21 protein-coding genes are annotated in these 18,680 nt (G+C 51.7%); 10 read left to right on the top strand and 11 right to left on the bottom strand.

Going from position 1 to position 18,680, the window contains the following annotated elements:
- Positions 1-47 precede the first annotated feature (47 nt).
- The gene (locus Q394_RS0107470) at positions 48-1,208 is read right to left on the bottom strand and encodes a slipin family protein (protein ID WP_028488730.1); all 1,161 of its coding nucleotides are present in this window, start codon (positions 1,206-1,208) and stop codon (positions 48-50) included.
- 69 nt (positions 1,209-1,277) lie between these two features.
- On the opposite strand from Q394_RS0107470, the gene Q394_RS22980 reads away from it, so the two are divergent.
- Entirely contained in the window at positions 1,278-1,406 is a 129-nt protein-coding gene (locus tag Q394_RS22980) for a hypothetical protein (RefSeq protein WP_281169636.1), read from the top strand.
- Between the two features lie 435 nt (positions 1,407-1,841).
- On the opposite strand, the gene Q394_RS0107475 is transcribed toward Q394_RS22980, so the two are convergent.
- Together Q394_RS0107475 and Q394_RS19490 are read right to left on the bottom strand one after the other, a co-directional pair.
- Positions 1,842-2,162 carry an NGK_0946 family protein gene (locus Q394_RS0107475; RefSeq protein ID WP_028488731.1) on the bottom strand — a complete coding sequence of 107 codons (321 nt, stop codon included), beginning with the start codon at positions 2,160-2,162 and terminating at the stop codon, positions 1,842-1,844.
- 43 nt (positions 2,163-2,205) lie between these two features.
- Positions 2,206-2,433, bottom strand: coding sequence for a hypothetical protein (locus Q394_RS19490; RefSeq protein WP_038140849.1), 228 nt, complete (start codon positions 2,431-2,433; stop codon positions 2,206-2,208).
- Positions 2,434-2,614: 181 nt separating this feature from the next.
- Between Q394_RS19490 and ung the strand changes: the two genes are divergently transcribed.
- Positions 2,615-3,298: a uracil-DNA glycosylase gene (ung, locus tag Q394_RS0107485; RefSeq protein WP_028488732.1), complete on the top strand. Its 684-nt coding sequence runs from the start codon at positions 2,615-2,617 to the stop codon at positions 3,296-3,298.
- Here ung and Q394_RS0107490 read toward each other — a convergent pair.
- Positions 3,295-4,179, bottom strand: a complete 885-nt coding sequence (locus Q394_RS0107490) for a fructosamine kinase family protein (protein WP_084260385.1) — start codon at positions 4,177-4,179, stop codon at positions 3,295-3,297. The two genes, ung and Q394_RS0107490, sit on opposite strands and share 4 nt — an antisense overlap.
- A 25-nt stretch (positions 4,180-4,204) precedes the next feature.
- Here Q394_RS0107490 and Q394_RS0107495 point away from each other — a divergent pair, with 25 nt between their 5' ends.
- On the top strand, positions 4,205-4,933 hold the full coding sequence (locus tag Q394_RS0107495; protein WP_028488734.1) for a MipA/OmpV family protein: 729 nt from the start codon (positions 4,205-4,207) through the stop codon (positions 4,931-4,933).
- 6 nt (positions 4,934-4,939) lie between these two features.
- On the opposite strand, the gene Q394_RS0107500 is transcribed toward Q394_RS0107495, so the two are convergent.
- Positions 4,940-5,200 (bottom strand): hypothetical protein, encoded by a 261-nt coding sequence (locus tag Q394_RS0107500; protein WP_028488735.1) that lies wholly within the window; start codon positions 5,198-5,200, stop codon positions 4,940-4,942.
- A 63-nt stretch (positions 5,201-5,263) separates the two neighbouring features.
- Positions 5,264-7,537 (bottom strand): NADP-dependent malic enzyme, encoded by a 2,274-nt coding sequence (locus Q394_RS0107505; RefSeq protein WP_028488736.1) that lies wholly within the window; start codon positions 7,535-7,537, stop codon positions 5,264-5,266.
- A 254-nt stretch (positions 7,538-7,791) separates the two neighbouring features.
- Here Q394_RS0107505 and Q394_RS0107510 point away from each other — a divergent pair, with 254 nt between their 5' ends.
- The 6 genes from Q394_RS0107510 (at position 7,792) to Q394_RS0107535 (ending at position 13,329) form a co-directional block, all read left to right on the top strand.
- Complete coding sequence (locus Q394_RS0107510; RefSeq protein ID WP_028488737.1) at positions 7,792-8,799, top strand: TRAP transporter substrate-binding protein; 1,008 nt, start codon at positions 7,792-7,794, stop codon at positions 8,797-8,799.
- A gap of 61 nt (positions 8,800-8,860) precedes the next feature.
- Positions 8,861-9,481, top strand: coding sequence for a TRAP transporter small permease (locus tag Q394_RS19495; RefSeq protein WP_038140851.1), 621 nt, complete (start codon positions 8,861-8,863; stop codon positions 9,479-9,481).
- On the top strand, positions 9,478-10,761 hold the full coding sequence (locus Q394_RS0107520) for a TRAP transporter large permease (protein ID WP_028488738.1): 1,284 nt from the start codon (positions 9,478-9,480) through the stop codon (positions 10,759-10,761). The genes Q394_RS19495 and Q394_RS0107520 overlap by 4 nt, the downstream gene beginning before the upstream one ends.
- Before the next feature lie 12 nt (positions 10,762-10,773).
- Positions 10,774-11,268, top strand: a complete 495-nt coding sequence (locus Q394_RS0107525) for a universal stress protein (protein ID WP_038140853.1) — start codon at positions 10,774-10,776, stop codon at positions 11,266-11,268.
- Positions 11,269-11,506: 238 nt separating this feature from the next.
- On the top strand, positions 11,507-11,923 hold the full coding sequence (locus Q394_RS0107530; RefSeq protein WP_028488740.1) for a CBS domain-containing protein: 417 nt from the start codon (positions 11,507-11,509) through the stop codon (positions 11,921-11,923).
- Between the two features lie 74 nt (positions 11,924-11,997).
- Positions 11,998-13,329 (top strand): ATP-binding protein, encoded by a 1,332-nt coding sequence (locus Q394_RS0107535; RefSeq protein ID WP_028488741.1) that lies wholly within the window; start codon positions 11,998-12,000, stop codon positions 13,327-13,329.
- Between the two features lie 191 nt (positions 13,330-13,520).
- Here Q394_RS0107535 and Q394_RS0107540 read toward each other — a convergent pair whose 3' ends face one another.
- From Q394_RS0107540 to Q394_RS0107550, 3 genes are read right to left on the bottom strand one after another with little or no spacing between them, the layout of a single operon-like run.
- Positions 13,521-14,111: a hypothetical protein gene (locus Q394_RS0107540; RefSeq protein ID WP_028488742.1), complete on the bottom strand. Its 591-nt coding sequence runs from the start codon at positions 14,109-14,111 to the stop codon at positions 13,521-13,523.
- A gap of 5 nt (positions 14,112-14,116) precedes the next feature.
- Positions 14,117-14,395, bottom strand: a complete 279-nt coding sequence (locus tag Q394_RS0107545) for a hypothetical protein (protein ID WP_028488743.1) — start codon at positions 14,393-14,395, stop codon at positions 14,117-14,119.
- Positions 14,392-15,192, bottom strand: a complete 801-nt coding sequence (locus tag Q394_RS0107550; RefSeq protein ID WP_028488744.1) for a hypothetical protein — start codon at positions 15,190-15,192, stop codon at positions 14,392-14,394. The genes Q394_RS0107545 and Q394_RS0107550 overlap by 4 nt, the downstream gene beginning before the upstream one ends.
- 203 nt (positions 15,193-15,395) lie before the next feature.
- On the opposite strand from Q394_RS0107550, the gene Q394_RS0107555 reads away from it, so the two are divergent.
- Positions 15,396-16,622 carry an ATP-binding protein gene (locus Q394_RS0107555; RefSeq protein ID WP_038140855.1) on the top strand — a complete coding sequence of 409 codons (1,227 nt, stop codon included), beginning with the start codon at positions 15,396-15,398 and terminating at the stop codon, positions 16,620-16,622.
- Here Q394_RS0107555 and Q394_RS0107560 read toward each other — a convergent pair.
- Together Q394_RS0107560 and acuI are read right to left on the bottom strand one after the other, a co-directional pair.
- Positions 16,600-17,676, bottom strand: coding sequence for a DUF3616 domain-containing protein (locus Q394_RS0107560; RefSeq protein WP_028488746.1), 1,077 nt, complete (start codon positions 17,674-17,676; stop codon positions 16,600-16,602). The genes Q394_RS0107555 and Q394_RS0107560 overlap by 23 nt on opposite strands.
- A gap of 18 nt (positions 17,677-17,694) precedes the next feature.
- Complete coding sequence (gene acuI / locus Q394_RS0107565) at positions 17,695-18,678, bottom strand: acrylyl-CoA reductase (NADPH) (RefSeq protein WP_028488747.1); 984 nt, start codon at positions 18,676-18,678, stop codon at positions 17,695-17,697.
- Positions 18,679-18,680 lie beyond the last annotated feature (2 nt).

Genomic DNA, 18,680 nt, shown 5'->3' on the forward strand with positions numbered 1-18,680 from the left:
GTTATTTTCCAATAGTGTGTCGGGCTGCACTTCAGCCCGACGAGTTGTCAAATTTTAGGTTTGTCGGTCAACTTGACCAAATCGTTCATCACGCCATCCAGACCGCCGTAGACGTTCAGGGTACTGATGCGGGCAGCAATCTTTTCCAGCACATCCAGCTCTTTGAGGCGCAGCAACACGGGGTTGCCTTCCATGACTTTGGCGGTGTTGTGCAAGGAACGGGTTTCATGCGTTTCCTCACGGCGGCGGATCAGGCTGGCTTCGGCCTTTTTCTCGGCTTCCACCACTTGTGCCAGAATCGCTTTCATTTCACCGGGCAACACGATGTCACGCGCCCCAACCGTTTTCAGGTCGATGCCATAAGCGGCGGCCTTTTCCGCCACGGTTTGCTGAATGGTTTGATTCAGCAGGTTTTTATCTGCCAGCAACTCATCCAGCGTTTGGGTGGAAACCACCGCCCGCAACGCCAGTTGCAGCTCGCGGTACAGGTAATCTTTATGGTCTGCCAATGTGACTTTCACTTGTTGTGGATCAACAATCTGCCACATGGCGGAAAAGTTGATGCGCAAACCCACGCGGTCTTTGGTGAGGATTTCCTGACCGTTGACCTCCATGTTTTGCAGGCGGCAATCCAGTTGCGTGACCTTGATACTGTGATTGAATTGCCACCAAACATGCGTGCCGGAGGTGAGCATTTCACACTGTTCGCCATCCACTTCCAGAAAACCGCTGTGACCGTCGGGAATCGGTGCAGCCACCAATGCCGCCCCGACGGCACTACGCAAAGGCTGTTCTTTCGCTGCCAGCAATTGGCTTGCCAAGGCTTTGGGCAGTTTAAAGTCGCCACTGATGTCGAGGGTGCGCACCTCGATGCTACGTTGGTTACGCCAATACGCGCCGCGCTGCGCGGGGGCTTTGAGGTCTTTCAGCACACCATTTTGGTAAACCAGACCAACTTCGTGTTCGCCTGTCGCCCAGGTATACAGATGCTCGGCGAAGGTGTCGGGGTGTAAATCCGCCAACACCAGAATGTCTTCCGCCACGCCTTCTTTCAGGGTTTGGCTGGTATTGATGAGCTGGATACGGTGATCCTTTTTCCAGTTGCCATAGTAGTGCAAACCAGCGGGTAACACGGCGGTCAGTTGCTCATTTTTGAACAACAACCCACGATGTGCTTCTGGAACGATAGTCTTTGTTTTGAAAAACATGGTGTTGTCCTTTCTAAAAATAGTAAAAGCATTGCTCCCCACCCTTACCGGCTTGACGGCTTGTGGGGGATGGGAAAACCGCACCAGCCGAAGCATTGGCGGTTTCGCATCCCACAAACCCACCGTCAAGGCGGCGCGGGTGGTGGTCGCAACCGTCTGGCAATCAGTGCCGAAATACCTGTTGCCATCAGGCATTGACCGTGGAGGTTTGCCATTTTGCCCTTGCGGGCTACCGTTGAGGGGTAGGGCCGTTTCAAGATGGGATTCGAACCCATTCGCCTCGGCAGAGGCTTTACCATTGACTGCCTACGCAGTATTCAACCGCTGTACAACCGATACGCTGGTACACCAAAGGGGCAGCGTCAGGTCGGCTGTTAAACCGACTCCACAGGTTCTACAGCGGATCAAATTTGTTATCTGTGTTATTGCAATGGGTGTGCCAAGCGAGTGATATTTTTGCAAGCCATTGAATTAGATAGGATTGAATATGTTTTACTGGTGAGCAAGGGAAAGAACAGGCAGGAAATTTCTATCTAAAAAAATAGAGATCTATCAGAAAAACAGGAGCAACTCATGCAAGCCAGGCTGCACTAGAGACCAATGCAGCACAAGCTTTTCAAAAACCGAGGGGACTTAAAAACGGTTTAATAATTCCAAGCTCTTCAATGAAGCCCCGACATTGACGGCCGTTTCTGCCATTGAATTAATACCATGCAAGGATGTATCAACATTATCCCGAGCAGCCTCATTACTAGCCATTTGCGTCTGAGCTTCATTAACACGCGCTACTTGTTGACGATGAATTTGATCAGCTTGAGCCGCTGACATAATCGCCCCTGGTTTACTCGCCGCACTATTAATGCTGGTAGCACTAATACTCTCGCCAGTGGAGGCACAACCTGAAAACAAAACAACAGATGCTAATACAGCCGGAAAGAAATAAATGCTTTTCATAGGGGAATCCTTTTGTTTTTAAATATTAAGGGAAAAACGAATATTATTTAATGATTACCAGTGACGGGGAGCTTTGGTTGATACGCTCAATAGCTTCCACTTCACGCATACGCTCAACATGAGCGCGATTACGGTCACTCTCATCGATTTGGTCAACGTATTGACGATTGATTTCTGCTTGCGCTTGCGTCATTTCTGGGGCTGGGGTAGCACATCCACTCACAACACTCACTAGCAACAATGCACCACTCAAGGTGATAGGCTTTATCATGGTATTTGACACTCTTTAATATTTTTAACTTTGTTATTCAGTAAACAAGGTTATCCATTCCTAATAAACTGTTACTGCCCACAAATATTCACATAAATTTAAATTAACGTTAAATGGTTTCGGACGAGAGGAATAACGTTATACTTTTTGGACTTTAATTAAATCCAACACCCGAATTTTCATGAAGAATATGCATATCACTTGGCAGTCAGCGCTTGCCGCTGAATTTACCCAACCTTATTGGCAAACCTTGCAGGATTTTCTAATGCGGGAACAAGCAGCAGGGAAAACCCTCCTGCCGCCGGAAACCATGCGCTTCAATGCCTTGCAAGCCACTGCTCTAGACAAGGTGAAGGTGGTGATTTTGGGGCAAGACCCCTACCCAACCATCGGCCATGCGCACGGCTTAGCGTTTTCGGTATTGCCAGACGTGAAGCCCTTGCCACGTTCCTTGCAGAACATTAACAAGGAATTGCTGGAGGATGTGGGCGTAGACAATCGCCAAACAGGTTGCCTGCAAGCGTGGGCAGATCAGGGCGTGTTATTGCTGAATACCGTGCTGTCGGTCGAAGCAGGTCAGGCAGGCAGCCACCAGAAACAGGGCTGGGAACGTTTTACCGATGCGGTGATTCAGGCGGTTAACCAACAGGCGCAGCCGGTGGTGTTTGTGCTGTGGGGTGGTCATGCGCAGAAAAAGGCGGCGTTGATTGATGCATCCCGCCACTTGATTATTCAGAGCGCACACCCTTCCCCGCTATCGGCACGACGCGGCTTTTTTGGCAGCAAGCCGTTTTCGCGGGCGAATGCATTTTTGCAGACGCAGGGGCGTGAGGGGATTGACTGGCGGATTTCCCCTGAACCTTAAACCTCTGCCAGCAGCTTTTCCGTCATCCGCGCCGCCTGTTCACCGTAACTCCCGCCGAATAAGTTGAAATGGTTGAGGATGTGATACAGGTTGTACAGCGTCTTACGTACCGCATAGCCGCTATCCACCGGCCATGCCGCCTGATAAGCCGCGTAAAAATCTTCCCCGAAGCCACCAAACAGCTCGGTCATGGCAAGGTCGGTTTCACGGTCGCCGTAATACACCGCCGGGTCGTAAACCACCGGGCTGCCATCCGCGAGATAGGCCAGATTGCCACCCCACAAGTCACCGTGCAGCAAGGAGGCTCCAGGCTGGTAGTCAGTGAAGAAAGCGCCTAATGCATCCTTAAGCTGCATCCCCAACTCATACGACCGACCGGGGTAGCCATTGCGCCGCGCCCGTTCAAGCTGAAAACCGAGGCGGTATTGCTGCCAAAAGCTCACCCAATCAGCATCTTGTGGATTACGTTGCGGGCTAGCACCAATGGTATTGTCACGGAACCAGCCATGTTGGGCGGCAGTATAACGGTGCATGGCTGCCAGTTGTTCACCAGCCTGCGAGAGGTTGCCCTGATCTTGCAACGGCAAGTACTCCAGCAGCAAGTAAGCATGATTGCCCTCAACACCATAGCCCAACGGCTCAGGTACACGCAGGGTGTTACTGGCACGGATAGCTGCCAGCCCTGCCGCTTCCGCTGCAAACATTTCCAGCATACTGGCTTGATTTAGTTTAAGGAAATAGCCGGAACCATCGGCAAGTGTTACCTTATTGGTTTGGTTGATACACCCGCCACTGGCGGCTTCAACGCTGCGGATAACAACAGCATTCCCCACATGGCGCTGGATGACAAGTTGGGACAGGGTGGTGGTGTTAGGCTTCACTTAATTTGACACTAGGATAATGAATATGAAGTATGCATTGTGTGCCGCGCTGGCATTATTGGCAACCCTTCCGGCACACGCGGACGACAACACTGCCGAAGGCTGGAATGTTGGTCTCGCAGCCACGATGAGTCAATCTCCCTTTGTTGATGGTGATAACGCACTGGGCGGCAAACCCGTCATGCTCAGTAACGATGAATTTGACATTGCAGGTCCTACGCTATCCTTCAACGCCACCCCGCAACGCGAGTTTTATGTCGGAGCAGGGCTGGATAGCTGGGATCACGAGCGTGGTGATAGCCCTACCCTGCAAGACATGAAGTCGTTGGATCGTGCGATTAATCTACGGGTTGGTGGCGCATGGAAGTTGGCCAGTGGTAATGCGACGGTTGATCTGGCACAAGATGTGACAGCACACAAAGGTGCTCAGGTCAAAGCGCGTTACACCCAACGGCTTGCCGGGTCATACGCCGCTGTGCGCCCGTATGTGGAAGCGCAATGGCTTTCCGCCGACATGACCGACTATTACGTGGGCGTGGATGCGGATGAGGTCAAAGCAGGCCGCCCAGCCTATCAAGCCGATGCTGCACTAGCACTGAAAGCAGGTCTACTGTTGGAACAGCCGATCAGTAAACGCCTGACCTTGGTGGGTGAGGCAAATGTTACCGGCTACGACAGCGCCATCAGTGACAGCCCGATCATCGACAACAGCACCATTTGGGGTGGCGCGATGGGTGTTGCCTACCGCTGGTAAAACGCCTTATTTGCCACCGCTTAATTGCTGAACCTCGGCAACGGCGGGGGCAGAACCTTCAATATCGAACTGGGGCGGGAACGATTCACGTACCGCCAGCACCTTCAACTGACCGGCTTTTTCAAGCGCACGAATCTTCATTTCTACCGGATCGGGTTTGGCGGCAGTGCCGTGTATCGTGGCTCGGCTGGTGGGACTATTGTCCGTCGGCGGGGTGCAAGCACTGAGGGTAGCGAGACAAAATGCCAGTGTGCTGAAGGTTTTCATGATGCGTCCTTAGGTTGGGTGGAGACACAAAAGCTTGCGTCTCCACGCACCCATTGTCAAATCTTACGCTTTGCGGCTAACCGCTTCTACGCCTGCAAACGCCGCCATGTTCACAATCCCGCGCACCGTGGTACTTTCCGTGAGGATATGTGCCGGGTAATTCGTACCCACCAGCATAGGCCCAACAGGTGTGCCTTCGCCCAGCATTTTCACCATATTGTAGGCAATGTTCGCCGAGTTCAGATCCGGGCACACCAGCAAATTGGCTTCGCCTTCAAACGCGGAGTTAGGGAACAAACGGTCGCGGATTTCCTGTGACAGCGCCGCATCCGCGTGCATTTCGCCTTCTGCCAAAATGTGCGGGTACTTCTCGCGCAGGATTTCCAATGCCTGACGCATCTTGTCGGACTGCGCATTCATGCGGCTGCCGAAATTGGAATGCGACAGCAATGCCGCCTTCGGTTCCATCCCAAACCCCGTAATCAGCTCCGCCGCCAGCGCGGTATTGTCAGCAAGCTGTGCGGCACTTGGCTCGATGCCTGCATGGGTATCGGTGAGGAAATACGTGCCTTTTTTCAGGATCAGCATGGTGACAGCCGCCACGTCAGCCAAGCCGGGGCGAGCACCAATCAGGTCACGCACGTAATGCAGGTGGGAAATAAAGTTACCTTCTACCCCGCAAATCATCGCATCGGCATCCCCACAACGCACCATTACCGCCGCAATCTGGGTGGTACGTGCGGTCATGACCCGACGGCTGTAGGTCGGGGTAATGCCTTTGCGGCACATCACCGCGTAATGTTCCGCCACATGCTTTTCGTAGTGGGGGTTGTTACGCGGGTCAACCACTTCGATGTCTTTGCCGATCTTCAGGCGCAGGTCGTAAGCGGTAATATTGCGCTGAATGCTTTCCGGGTCGCCGATCAGGATCGGTTTGCAAATGCCGTCATCCACCAGTTGTTGCACGGCATTGATGACACGTTGTGATTCACCTTCGGCAAACACAATGCGCTGCGGGTTGAGTTTGGCGCGTTCAAACACCGGCTTCATGGTCATGCCGGAGCGGAACACGAAACTTTCCAGTTGACGCCCATAAGCCTCGAAATCGGTAATCGGACGAGTAGCAACCCCGCTATCCATCGCTGCCTTAGCAACACGCGGCGGGATAATGGTCATCAAGCGCGGGTCAAACGGCTTGGGGATCAGGTAATCGCGCCCGAAGTGGAATTCCGCACCACCGTAAGCGGAGACCACTTCGTCGGAAGCTTCACGGGTGGCAAGGTCACCAATCGCTTCGACCACGGCGATTTTCATCGCTTCATTGATTTCGGTTGCGCCCACATCCAACGCGCCCCGGAACAGGAACGGGAAGCACAACACGTTGTTAACTTGGTTCGGGTAATCGCTGCGCCCGGTGGCCATAATCGCGTCGGAACGCACTTCGTACACCAGTTCCGGGCGGATTTCAGGCTCAGGGTTGGCGAGTGCGAGGATAAGGGGGTTTTCCGCCATCACCCTAACATGCTCCTGCTTGAGCACACGCGGAGCGGACAGGCCGAGGAAAACATCCACACCGTCCATCACATCATCCAGCGTGCGGGCGGTAGTGTCGATGGCGTAGGCGGAATTGTACGGGTTCATTTCCTCCTCACGCCCTTTGAAAATGATGCCGAAACGGTCGTTGACGATAATGTTTTCTTTCTTCAGACCCATTTCCACCAGCAGGTTGAGGCAGGCAATCGCTGCCGCACCCGCGCCGGAACACACCAGCTTGATGTCTTCGATATTCTTGCCTGCGACGCGCAAACCGTTACGGATAGCGGCTGCCACGCAAATCGCCGTACCGTGCTGGTCGTCGTGGAACACCGGGATTTTCATGCGGGCTTTCAGACGCTTTTCCACCTCAAAGCATTCTGGCGCTTTGATGTCTTCGAGGTTGATGCCGCCGAAAGTGGGTTCCATCAGGGCGATGGCTTCGACCAGTTTGTCCACATCCAGCGTGTCCAGCTCGATGTCGAAAGCGTTCACACCGGCGAATTTCTTGAACAGTACCGCCTTGCCCTCCATGACGGGCTTGGAGGCCAGTGCGCCAATCGACCCTAGCCCCAGCACCGCTGTGCCGTTGGAAATCACCGCTACCAGATTGCCACGGGTGGTGTAATTGGCCGCCAGTGTCGGGTCGGCGGCAATCGCCAGACTCGCTGCCGCCACACCGGGGGAATACGCCAGTGCCAGATCGCGCTGGTTGGTCATGTTTTTGGTCGGGGTCACTTCGAGTTTGCCCGGCTGCGGGAATTCGTGGTAATCAAGCGCGGCTTGGTCTAGTTCGTCTTTCATGGCGGTCTGTTATCCTCTATATTTTTAGCGGGGAGGTGGCGGAATCCCGCCGCCTGACAAAATGCCTTCTGGCGGGATTCCGCCGTTTGTCTGATATTACCTGACTTTGATGCAATGCGGAAATATTTCTTAAGTCATTGTTTTTTAATTATTTTAATTTATTTTAATTATTTATCTGCTAAAGATAGGAGCTTGGCACGTTTCTTCCAATGCTTAACCTGTGTTTAATTCGTAATGCATTTGGAGAGAGAGAGATGAAAAAGACCCTACTGACCCTGACCACTGCCGTTGTCCTTGGTTTATCTAGTATGTACGCCTACGCTGCCGACCCAATCGTGATCAAATTCAGCCACGTGGTTGCACCGGATACCCCCAAAGGCAAAGCGGCTGAAAAATTCAAAACCTTGGCAGAAGAAAAGACCAAAGGCGCAGTCAAGATAGAAGTTTACCCCAACAGCACCCTCTACAAAGACAAGGAAGAAATGGAAGCCCTGCAAATGGGTGCTGTGCAAATGCTCGCGCCATCACTGGCGAAATTTGGCCCCTTGGGTGTAAAAGAGTTTGAAGTATTCGACCTGCCGTATTTGTTCCGCAACTACGACGACCTTCACAAAGTTACCCAAGGCGACATCGGTGCAGGCTTGATGACCAAACTGGAAACTAAGGGCGTGAAAGGCTTGGCGTATTGGGATAACGGTTTCAAGGTGATGAGCGCGAACAAGCCGCTGAAAACACCCGATGATTACAAAGGTCTGAAAATGCGCATCCAATCTTCCAAGGTATTGGAAGCTGAAATGCGTGCCTTAGGGGCAAATCCACAAGTCATGCCATTCTCCGAAACTTACCAAGCCCTGCAAACCGGCGTGGTTGATGGCACTGAAAACCCACCATCCAACCTGTTCACCCAAAAAATGCACGAAGTGCAAAAGAACGCGACCGTGACCAACCACGGCTACTTGGGTTACGCCGTCATTGCAAACAAAGATTTCTGGGAAAAACTGCCAGAAGACGTGCGCACAGGCTTGGATGAAGCGCTGAAAGAATCCACCGATTTCGCCAACCAAATCGCCAAGGAAGAAAATGACAAGGCACTGGAAGCAGTGAAAGCGTCTGGTAAGACGGAAGTTTACACCCCGACTGAAGATGAGATCAAAGCCATGCAAAAAGCCCTTGCCCCAGTGCACACAGAAATGGCTGATCGGATTGGCAAGGATGTCATTGAGTCCGTTTATAAAGCAACCGGATTTGATCCTTCCAAATAATTAACAGGAAGGTGGGGGAGAGGAAAACCCTCTCCCCCAATACATTTTGGAGGAGAAATGTATGAAATGGCTCGATCATCTGGAAGAAATATTCATTACCGCGTTGATTGGTGTAGCAACGCTGATCATTTTCATTGCGGTGGTTCACCGCTACGCGTCCGGCTTACCGCTGGGTGCTTTCCAAGATTTTTTACTCAGCATTCACATGAGCTGGGCGCAGGAGCTGTGCATTATCCTGTTTGTGTGGATGGCAAAATTCGGCGCAGCTTACGGTGTGCGCCAAGGCATTCACGTTGGGGTGGATGTACTGGTTAACCGCTTGAACGCTGATAACCGTCGCCGCATGACGACGGTAGCATTATCGGCGGGCATTTTGTTTACGGGTATCGTTGCCATTCTGGGCGCACGCATGGTTTGGGAAAACGGCTTGGCGTATGTTGCCCTCAACGCACTGGGCATGGATACGGGCAGCCATTACGAAGGCCCCACCACCCCCGATTTGGAATGGCCAACGTGGATCGTGTATATGGCCGTACCGCTGGGTTCGTCGTTAATGTCATTCCGATTTATGCAAGTGCTGGCGAATTTCTGGCGCACGGGTGACTTACCCCATCATGACCACGGCCACGTCGAAGGGCTGGATGAAGTTGAACCCTTCCCGATTGTGGAGCACAAACCATGAGCGCATTAATCATTTTTGGCTTGTTAATGATGCTGATGCTAACCGGGATGCCAATCTCGATTGCGCTCGGCCTCACAGTATTGACCTTTTTGTTTACCATGACCTCTGTGCCGATTGAAGCGGTGGCGCTAAAGCTTTTCACCGGCATTGAGAAGTTCGAGATCATGGCGATTCCATTCTTTATTCTGGCGGGTAACTTCCTCACGCACGGCGGGGTGGCGAAACGCATGATCGTCTTTGCCTCGTCGATGGTGGGGCATTGGCATGGTGGCTTAGGTTTGGCTGGCGTTTTGGCTTGTGCCTTGTTCGCGGCGGTTTCCGGCTCTAGCCCTGCGACGGTAGTGGCGATTGGTGCGATTCTGTTGCCTGCCATGATCAAAGCGGGTTTTCCAAAGAGCTTTGGGGCAGGGGTTATTACCACCTCGGGTGCGTTGGGGATCTTGATTCCACCTTCCATCGTGATGGTGATGTATGCGGTGGCAACCAATACGTCGGTAGGGGCGTTGTTCATGGCGGGAGTTATCCCTGGTTTCTTGCTGGCAATGTTTTTGGGGTTAACCACGTGGTATCGGGCGCGGAAAAACAATTACCCACGTCAACCCAAAGCGAGTGTGGCAACACGGATTAAGGCTTTCCGCGATTCCATGTGGGGCTTGTTGCTGATCGTGGTCGTCATGGGGGGGATTTACTCTGGCATTTTCACTCCAACCGAAGCGGCTGCGATGAGTGCAGTGTATGCCTTCGTAGTGGCGGTGTTCGTGTACAAGGATATGGGCCTGAAGGATGTGCCGAAAGTGCTGCTGAATTCTGCGAGCATGTCAGCAATGTTGCTGTACATCATCACCAACGCAGTGATGTTCTCGTTCATCATGACCAATGAGCAAATCCCGCAAACCTTGGCGGAGTGGATGTTGGCGCAAGGCTTAGGGCCGATTATCTTCTTGCTGGCGGTGAACGTACTGCTGTTGCTGGCAGGGAATTTCATGGAACCCTCCAGTATTACCTTGATTTTTGCGCCCATCCTGTTCCCTATGGCGATAAAACTAGGTATCGACCCTATCCATTTCGGTATCTTGATGGTGGTGAATATGGAAGTCGGAATGTGTCATCCGCCCGTGGGCTTGAACCTCTATGTCGCGTCGGGGATTACCAAAATGGGCATTACTGAGCTGACCATTGCGGTCTGGCCGTGGCTGCTAACCATGCTGGGTTTCTTGGTACTGGTGACGTATGTGCCTGAACTCAGCCTGTGGCTGCCACGGGTAATGGGGATGCTGTAAGGAGCTATGAGCATGAATGAAATGAAACCGTTCAAAACCATTTTGTATGCTACCAATCTGGGTACACATATGCGCCCGGTGTTCCGCCATGCCATCAATATGGCACGCATCCATCAAGCGAAGATCATCATGCTGCACGCCGTCGCGCCGATTGGCTCGACTGGGCAGGCGATTTTGTCGATGTATTTGCCTGACAAGGAAGTGCATGACATTGAGCAAGACAGCATGAATCAAGTGATCGAAACCATGCGCGAACGCCTGAAAAACTACTGCTCTGAAGAGGATGACATCTGCAAGGATAAGGATGCACTGATCGACAAAATTGCTGTCAGCGCGGGCAATCCAGCGGATGTCATCAACCATTATGCAGAAACGCACGGGGTGGATTTGATCGTGATTGGTACGCATACCCGTCAAGCCAGCGGGCACACCATGCTGGGGTCAACGGCGCGGACGGTGACGCAACATAGCAAGGTTCCGGTGCTGATTATCCCGAACGGCGGGTAAACGTTTACATGGTTGAGGGGTTGTAGAGACGCGAGATTTTGCGTCCCTGCGGCAGTGGTCGCGCCTGCCGGTTTTCGGATCGGTGGGCGTTAATACTGTGCCGCCGTATGGCTTACTTTGTGTCGAAAGTCAGTGAAATTATCCCTTACTTTGTGACGAAAACGGGCAAAAATAACCCTTGCCTTGTGTTAAAATATTGTTTCAATTTCGTGAAATAGTCATTAATTCAAAGGCTTATATGATAATTTCCAGCGTAGAAAAACTTATTGATGGAAAACTGCCTGGGCAAGTGCAGTTCAGCGCTACTATCAGTGAAGCCTGTAAACGCATGTGTGAACTGAATGTTGGGGCACTGGTGGTTTTTGATCAGCAACAACTGGTAGGCATTTTAAGTGAGCGGGACATCATCCGCCGCTGTCTGGGTATCGACCTCCCTGTGGACGAGACCGCTGTTGCGATGGTCATGACCAAAACCCCCATCACCATTGACGCTGGCAGCAGTCTGGCAAACGCGCTGGAAGTCATGCAAACGGGCGGTTTCCACCATCTCCCGGTGACAAAAGACGGTCAGCTTATTGGCTTGCTGGAGCTGGATGACATTCCTGAGGAATACCATTTGCTGCTGGAACAGTTCAAGGAATTGCGGGGAAGCTAGGCAGTATTGGGGACTCGCCTATTCGCCTAAAAGCAACTATAGTAACCTGCATTACGATAACCTAGGTTACTATTATGCAGTTCTATGGCAGGGAAGACGAACTCGCCCAATTGCGGGCGATAACCGCACAAGCCACCTCCGGCGGTAAAATGACCGTCATGACAGGTCGTCGTCGGGTAGGTAAAACCTTACTTGCCAGAGAATCATGCAAGGATGGGCAAAGCCTGTACCTGTTCATCGCCAAGAAAAGTGAAGCACTGCTCTGCGCGGAATGCACCGACATCATTAAAAACACCTTCGACGTGCCCGTGTTCGGCGACATCCAGCACTTCCGCGATGTGTTCCGGTTATTGCTGGAAATCGGCAAAACCCAGCCTTATGTGCTGATCATCGACGAGTTTCAGGAGTTTTACCGCATTAATCCGGCGGTGTATTCCGAAATCCAGAATCTGTGGGATCAGTACCGCCAGCAAACCCGCATTCACTTGATGTTTGTCGGCTCGGTGCATTCGCTGATGGTGAAAATCTTCCAGAACAACAAAGAACCCCTGTTCGGGCGGGCTGACCGCATCCTGTACCTGAAACCCTTCAAGCCGCAAACCATCCACGAAATCCTGCAACATGCGCAACAATACACCCCTGAAAACCTGTTTTATGCCTATCTGCTGACGGGCGGCATTCCGCGCTATCTTGAAATCCTGCACGACAATGCCGTGTATGGGCGCGATGCCATCATGGATTTTGTGTTCAGCAAAAACTCGCCCTTTCTGGAGGAAGGCAAGCATGTGCTGATCGAAGAATTCGGCAAGGAATACGCCACTTATTTCTCCATTCTGGAATTGCTGGCGAGCGGCAAAACCGGGCGTGGGGAACTGGAATCCATTCTTGCCACCAATGTCAGCGGTTATCTGGTGCGCTTGCAGGATGAATACGATGTCATCGCCGTGCGCAAACCCATCAACGCCAAGCCGGGCAGCAAAGTCCAGAAATACTTCATCAAAGATAACTTCCTGAATTTCTGGTTTCGCTTCATTTATCGCAACAACAGCGCAGTGGAGGCGGAAAACTTCGCGTATATCAAACGCATTCTGGAACGTGACCTCTCCACTTACAGCGGCATGGTATTGGAACGCCTGTTTCATGTATTGCTGGCAGGCACAGGCCGTTACAACCAGATTGGCAGCTATTGGGAGCGCGGCAATCAGAATGAGATTGATGTGGTCGCGGTCAACGATCTGGACAAGCAAGTGCTGGTCGGGGAAGTGAAAATGAACCCGGATCGCATCCGCATTCCGGCATTGCAGCACAAGGCGGTGAAGCTGGAACAGGCGTTTGCGGGGTATGCGTTTGCGTATCAGGGGTTTAGTTTGGAGGCGATTGATCAGTATTTTGGGCGGCAAGATTAATACGGTTATGGCTTACTTTGTGAAAATGGCATTGGCAATGCAAATATCGTTCGACACGCCATCAAAGAAGAAGACCTTATGTCAAAAAGTGGTGGAGAATCTACAATAAGGACGCAGAATGTCGTACTTATTACACCTGCTAGCTTCCCTATCAGCAGGTGTTTTTATTTCAGCCATCAGCGTTATAATACTCACTTCACTGATGGCTCTAACACTGTTACCGACATCAATAAATTCAATTCTTTGCCAACTTCATCCAGCAGCTTCTTCATATTATCGACCGATGAATGTCTTGTGACATACCACATACCAACCTTTTTTTGGCTTTGGTAGTCTGTTTTGGCTGTTTTTGAAACTAATGGAATTCCTGACAGACGCTTATTCAACTTGGCAACACGCTCAAAGCCAATACACTCCAAAACACTTACAAACGTATCAGTTGCCTTAGATTCTTGGAAAACTTTACCCGCTAAAGTTACACGGAGTTTTTTACGTGCGCTAACATGATCACGATGTTTAGAGTGAGTAAGTTGCTTTTTTGGCACTTCCGTTTTATGCGTAACACCCACTTGCCCGCGTTCCATCAAGGAACTGGTATCTTTAGCAAAAGCTTGTAGTTGCATTGAAGATTGGGACAGTTCAAGAACTCTAGAGAAATTGCCTTCCAAGCTTGCTTCTGCACATGCCATTTTCAAATCATCTGCAATGTTGCTTAACGAGTGAATTAATTCGACGAACTTTACTGACACTGGATCAGTAGGTTTTAATGTTACTGCTTGCATGATAATCAGCCTCTCTTGATGCGTTTTGTAAGATGTCCAACAGTGATTGTGCGACCATCTTGTGTACTGACCACTTTGTACACACTACGGTAATCGGGTAACAATTTGTGAATAGGGTCACGTCCGTATGTCCGCTCCATTATACGGACGCTTGATTGGCTAAAGTAACGGCGCACACCGCCATGACCGTCATAGGCTTTCTCACCAAATTGGTCGAGCCATTGGTCAATGAGGGGTGGTATGCAACGTTGTTTGGCGCGTATTGCTGCATGATGCGTGTTCATATGGATACTCTCCCTCTGTTTGCTTGTTCCTGCTGTTTCATCTGTTCACGTTTCTGTTTCCGCTCCTCTTTTTCCTTTTGCAGATCAATTGAATTAACTGGATAAAGGAACATATCAAACTCCAACACAATGTCAGACATTACGCAGTTCAAAAAAACCGCATTACTTGTTTCCAATGATGTCTCTTCCGGCACTTTAATAAGTGCCTCACGACAAATGGATTCTCCATGCAATAACAAATCATGGTTTATTTTTCCAGCTTTCTGCTTGCCATTAAGACAACTGCGTAAGAACCAGAAAGGGTCAGCATCAATATAATCGGCAATTGCATTAACCAAACTAAACTGCAAAGATATTTTCTCCTCCCCTCCCCAATCAGCATGATTAAAATAAAAATCACTAACAAGATCAGTATCATTTTTAAAAAACAGATTTCTTATTAAATCTTCCGGGGCAACCAATAGAAAAATAATGCGATTAACAAAGGAATCACGCACTATGTTAAAGTGTTTGCACTTCTCATTAATAATCGTAATTGTCTCTTCGCTTAGATAAAAAGTTACAGGTTTAAACATACCTCTTGTTAAAGCATCTGAAATATATCGTTTTGCCTTTAACGAGTTTGGCTGGGTTATTTCTTTTTCTAGCATTTTGGCTTCATATTTTAGAACCCGATCAAGGAAGGCATCCCTATTCAAACATGCATCTTTGATTTTTACCTCCAATCTGCTGATGAGAGGTCTCCATATATTACATACCAATTTAGTCGGTTTCGGCTTATCTGTAGTGACTTTCATTTTGTGCTGTTCCTGTTTCAACTTCTATGGAATGCATCATAGGGAGAAGCAGAGCATTCGTCAATTAATTTTTGATAAATTTATACTATTTATTTATGGTAAAAATATCTAAAATTACTCGAAAGGACATGATAAAAACATACTGATTGCTCACCTTCGACAGCTCGACTAAACTGGAATAATATTCCAGATTGGTCAAACCCATGTTTACACACAGAACTTTGCAGAAAACCATCCAACTCGCGTCCCAATCTTTCCCCGTGTTGTTGCTAACAGGTGCACGTCAGGTAGGAAAAACCACGCTATTGGAAGCCTGCGCCGAACCCACCCGCCGCTACGTCACCCTCGACGACCCCGAACAGGCGGCACTCGCCCGCACCGACCCCGCGCTCTTCTTCCAACGCCACCCGCCGCCCATAATCGTGGATGAAATCCAATACGCGCCGGAATTGTTCCGCGCCATCAAGTTACTGGTGGATAAAGCCAAACAACCGGGCATGTTCTGGCTGACAGGTTCGCAAAAATTCCACCTCATGCAAGGCATCACCGAAAGTCTGGCGGGACGTGTCGCGGTGCTGGATTTGCTGGGTTTGTCACAAGCCGAAATCAACGGCAAAACGGATACCGCACAACCCTTCCTGCCCACCCCTGCATGGCTGGAACAAGCCCGCCAACAAGCAAGCAAACCGCTGCCACTGCCTGAGGTTTACCGCCGCATCTGGCGTGGCTCGTACCCGCGTATGGCACTGGATGACACCTTGCCGCGTGACCTGTTTTACAACGCCTACCTGCAAACCTATTTGCAGCGCGACGTGCGCGACCTGACCCGTGTAGGCGACGAACGCGCCTTCCTGCTGTTCCTGCGAGCCGCTGCCGCCCGCATTGGGCAATTGCTCAACTACGCCGATCTTGCACGAGACGTAGACATCGACCAGAAAACCGCCAAAGCATGGCTGTCGATACTGGAAGCCTCCGGCATCGTCTACCTGTTACAGCCCTATCACAACAATGTGACGAAACGCCTGCTAAAAACCCCCAAGCTGTATTTCCTCGACACGGGTTTGTGCGCTTACCTCACCCAATGGTCATCGCCGGAAACGCTGGAAGCGGGCGCTATGTCCGGCGCAATCCTCGAAAACTGGCTGTTGTTGGAAATCCTCAAAAGCTGGTGGCACAACGGGCAAACGCCAGCGGTGTATTTTTACCGCGACAAAGAACAGCGTGAAATCGACCTGCTGATTGAGCGCGACAACACCCTGTATCCGGTGGAATTCAAGAAAACCGCCAGCCCGAACATGGGTGCGGCAAAGCACTTTACGGCACTGGAAAAACTAGACAGGCAAGCGGGGCATGGCGCAATCATCTGCCTGCGCGAAACCGATGTGCCGCTCTCGCAGGAAGTGGACGCTATTCCAGCAGGCTACTTATAGAAGGTAATACAAACACATCCCCCCACACCCCGCTCTCCCCACGCTTACGCCCTGCTGCCGCATTGTCATACACCACCAACAACGCGGTTGGGTCGTTACCTTGCGTAAACAAACACAACCCCTCAGCGTGATCATTCCCATGACCGTGCGGAATTTCCGCCGCCACCTCCAGCGCAGCGCGAGGCATCAAGCTTTCCGCATCCGGCTTAGCCCCACCCTGCCAACGGTAAACTCGCACTGGGCCATCCAGACTCATGGTAGGTCCTGCCAAGATCAGCAAATCCTCGCCTTGCACGCACAAATCGCGGATGCCCAAACCATCCAATTGCAGGAAATGCTTACGGTAAGGACGATCTTCCTCGCCGATACGCGCCAGTGTCAGCACGGTGGGATCGTTGTCATCTTCCACACACTCGATTTCCAGCAACACCGCCCAGCCGCGTAATACGGGCCCGCGCAAACCGAGGAACAGCCGCTTGCCAATCACCGCCAGACCTTCCACATCAAAGCCATTGTCTTTGCCGGGAATTTTTAGAAAAGGCTTCAAGTGTGGGTCATCGTGCAAGGCTTCCATCAGCACATTGCCTTTGCTATGCAGCGGTAACTGTGCGCCCGGTGCTTGTAACGTTGGCACGCTATCCACCGCGCTCATCGGAATGCGGGCAATCAGGTAACGGTTGGGGTCAGGGACAATTCTCACCAGCCGCTCAATGCCTTTTTCGGTGGATTTGTCCGACTGTGGCTTCTTACGCTTGAGGCTGTGCGACCCCACCACCCACAAATACCCGTCGTGGCACGCCAAGCCTTCCACATCGACTTCGTTATCGTCTGCATCCGCCGCAACCGGCAATGACAAATAATCATGCAAAGCAAAACGGGTATGCGCGGCGTACAGCGGATTGCCATCCGCATCCGAGCCTTGATAACTGAGGCGTTCCAGATGAATGCTTTCGTCGTTGGCAACCCACAACGTGTCGCCGATTTGAACAATGGCAGACAGCGCGTCGCGGCATTCCAGCGCGGACGGGGAGAAGGTGAAGTGAGCAGCTTTCATACAGACTTATCCGTTACCTTACAGATTCAGATTAACCAACATCCGCCCTTGGATGCGCCCGGCCAGAATGTCTTTAGCGGCCTGCGGCACTTCCTCCAGCGCAATCGCGCAACCCAAATCCGCATAGGCACTGGCTGGCAATTCCGCCGCGAGACGTTCCCACGTGCGGATGCGACGTTCCTGCGGGCAACTCACCGAATCGACCCCACGCAGGCCGACATTGCGCAAAATAAACGGCATTACCGTGGTATTCAGCTCGAAACCACCCGCCAGACCGCAAGCAGCGACCGTGCCGCCGTACTGCATTTCTGCCAGTACCCGCGCCAGCGTGCTGCCGCCAACCACATCCACCGCGCCTGCCCAGTTCTGGCTTTCCAGCGGATGGGCGGGCTTGCTCATGACTTCGCGGGCAATGAATTCTTTTGCGCCTAGAGCCGTCAAGAAATCCTGCGTTTCCGGGCGACCGGATACCGCGACGACGTGGTAGCCCAGTTGCGACAGCAGCAACACGGACACGCTGCCCACGCCACCCGCCGCACCTGTCACCAGTACCTTGCCGGAATCGGGTTTTACGCCGGACTCTTCCAGCGCCATCACGCACAACATCGCGGTGAAACCGGCCGTGCCAATAATCATCGCTTGCTTCGCGTCCAGCCCCTTGGGCATAGGCACGAGCCAGTCGGCTTTCACCCGTGCTTTCTGCGCATAACCGCCCCAGTGACGCTCACCCACACCCCAGCCGGTGAGGATAACTTGATCGCCCGGCTTGAAACGCTCGGACGCGGATTCAGCCACCGTCCCCGCGAAATCAATGCCGGGAACCATCGGGAAGGAGCGGATGATTTTGCCCGTTCCCGTCACGGCCAAACCATCCTTGTAGTTGAGCGAGGAATAAGCGACATCGACCAATACGTCGCCTTCCGGCAAGTCGTCAATGTTCAGGCGGCGGACTTCCGCGTGGGTTTTACCTTCGACCTGATTGAGTAACAATGCTTTAAACATAA

The sequence above is a fragment of the Thiothrix lacustris DSM 21227 genome (genome assembly GCF_000621325.1).
Lineage (GTDB): Bacteria > Pseudomonadota > Gammaproteobacteria > Thiotrichales > Thiotrichaceae > Thiothrix > Thiothrix lacustris.

Excerpts from the sequence above, each read along its gene's own strand:
- Q394_RS0107470 (WP_028488730.1), bottom strand. The coding sequence starts at position 1,208 with ATGTTTTTCAAAACAAAGACTATCGTTCCAGAAGCACATCGTGGGTTG.
- Q394_RS22980 (WP_281169636.1), top strand. The coding sequence starts at position 1,278 with ATGGGAAAACCGCACCAGCCGAAGCATTGGCGGTTTCGCATCCCACAA.
- Q394_RS0107475 (WP_028488731.1), bottom strand. The coding sequence starts at position 2,162 with ATGAAAAGCATTTATTTCTTTCCGGCTGTATTAGCATCTGTTGTTTTG.
- Q394_RS19490 (WP_038140849.1), bottom strand. The coding sequence starts at position 2,433 with ATGATAAAGCCTATCACCTTGAGTGGTGCATTGTTGCTAGTGAGTGTT.
- ung (WP_028488732.1), top strand. The coding sequence starts at position 2,615 with ATGAAGAATATGCATATCACTTGGCAGTCAGCGCTTGCCGCTGAATTT.
- Q394_RS0107495 (WP_028488734.1), top strand. The coding sequence starts at position 4,205 with ATGAAGTATGCATTGTGTGCCGCGCTGGCATTATTGGCAACCCTTCCG.
- Q394_RS0107500 (WP_028488735.1), bottom strand. The coding sequence starts at position 5,200 with ATGAAAACCTTCAGCACACTGGCATTTTGTCTCGCTACCCTCAGTGCT.
- Q394_RS0107505 (WP_028488736.1), bottom strand. The coding sequence starts at position 7,537 with ATGAAAGACGAACTAGACCAAGCCGCGCTTGATTACCACGAATTCCCG.
- Q394_RS0107510 (WP_028488737.1), top strand. The coding sequence starts at position 7,792 with ATGAAAAAGACCCTACTGACCCTGACCACTGCCGTTGTCCTTGGTTTA.
- Q394_RS19495 (WP_038140851.1), top strand. The coding sequence starts at position 8,861 with ATGAAATGGCTCGATCATCTGGAAGAAATATTCATTACCGCGTTGATT.
- Q394_RS0107520 (WP_028488738.1), top strand. The coding sequence starts at position 9,478 with ATGAGCGCATTAATCATTTTTGGCTTGTTAATGATGCTGATGCTAACC.
- Q394_RS0107525 (WP_038140853.1), top strand. The coding sequence starts at position 10,774 with ATGAATGAAATGAAACCGTTCAAAACCATTTTGTATGCTACCAATCTG.
- Q394_RS0107530 (WP_028488740.1), top strand. The coding sequence starts at position 11,507 with ATGATAATTTCCAGCGTAGAAAAACTTATTGATGGAAAACTGCCTGGG.
- Q394_RS0107535 (WP_028488741.1), top strand. The coding sequence starts at position 11,998 with ATGCAGTTCTATGGCAGGGAAGACGAACTCGCCCAATTGCGGGCGATA.
- Q394_RS0107540 (WP_028488742.1), bottom strand. The coding sequence starts at position 14,111 with ATGCAAGCAGTAACATTAAAACCTACTGATCCAGTGTCAGTAAAGTTC.
- Q394_RS0107545 (WP_028488743.1), bottom strand. The coding sequence starts at position 14,395 with ATGAACACGCATCATGCAGCAATACGCGCCAAACAACGTTGCATACCA.
- Q394_RS0107550 (WP_028488744.1), bottom strand. The coding sequence starts at position 15,192 with ATGAAAGTCACTACAGATAAGCCGAAACCGACTAAATTGGTATGTAAT.
- Q394_RS0107555 (WP_038140855.1), top strand. The coding sequence starts at position 15,396 with ATGTTTACACACAGAACTTTGCAGAAAACCATCCAACTCGCGTCCCAA.
- Q394_RS0107560 (WP_028488746.1), bottom strand. The coding sequence starts at position 17,676 with ATGAAAGCTGCTCACTTCACCTTCTCCCCGTCCGCGCTGGAATGCCGC.
- acuI (WP_028488747.1), bottom strand. The coding sequence starts at position 18,678 with ATGTTTAAAGCATTGTTACTCAATCAGGTCGAAGGTAAAACCCACGCG.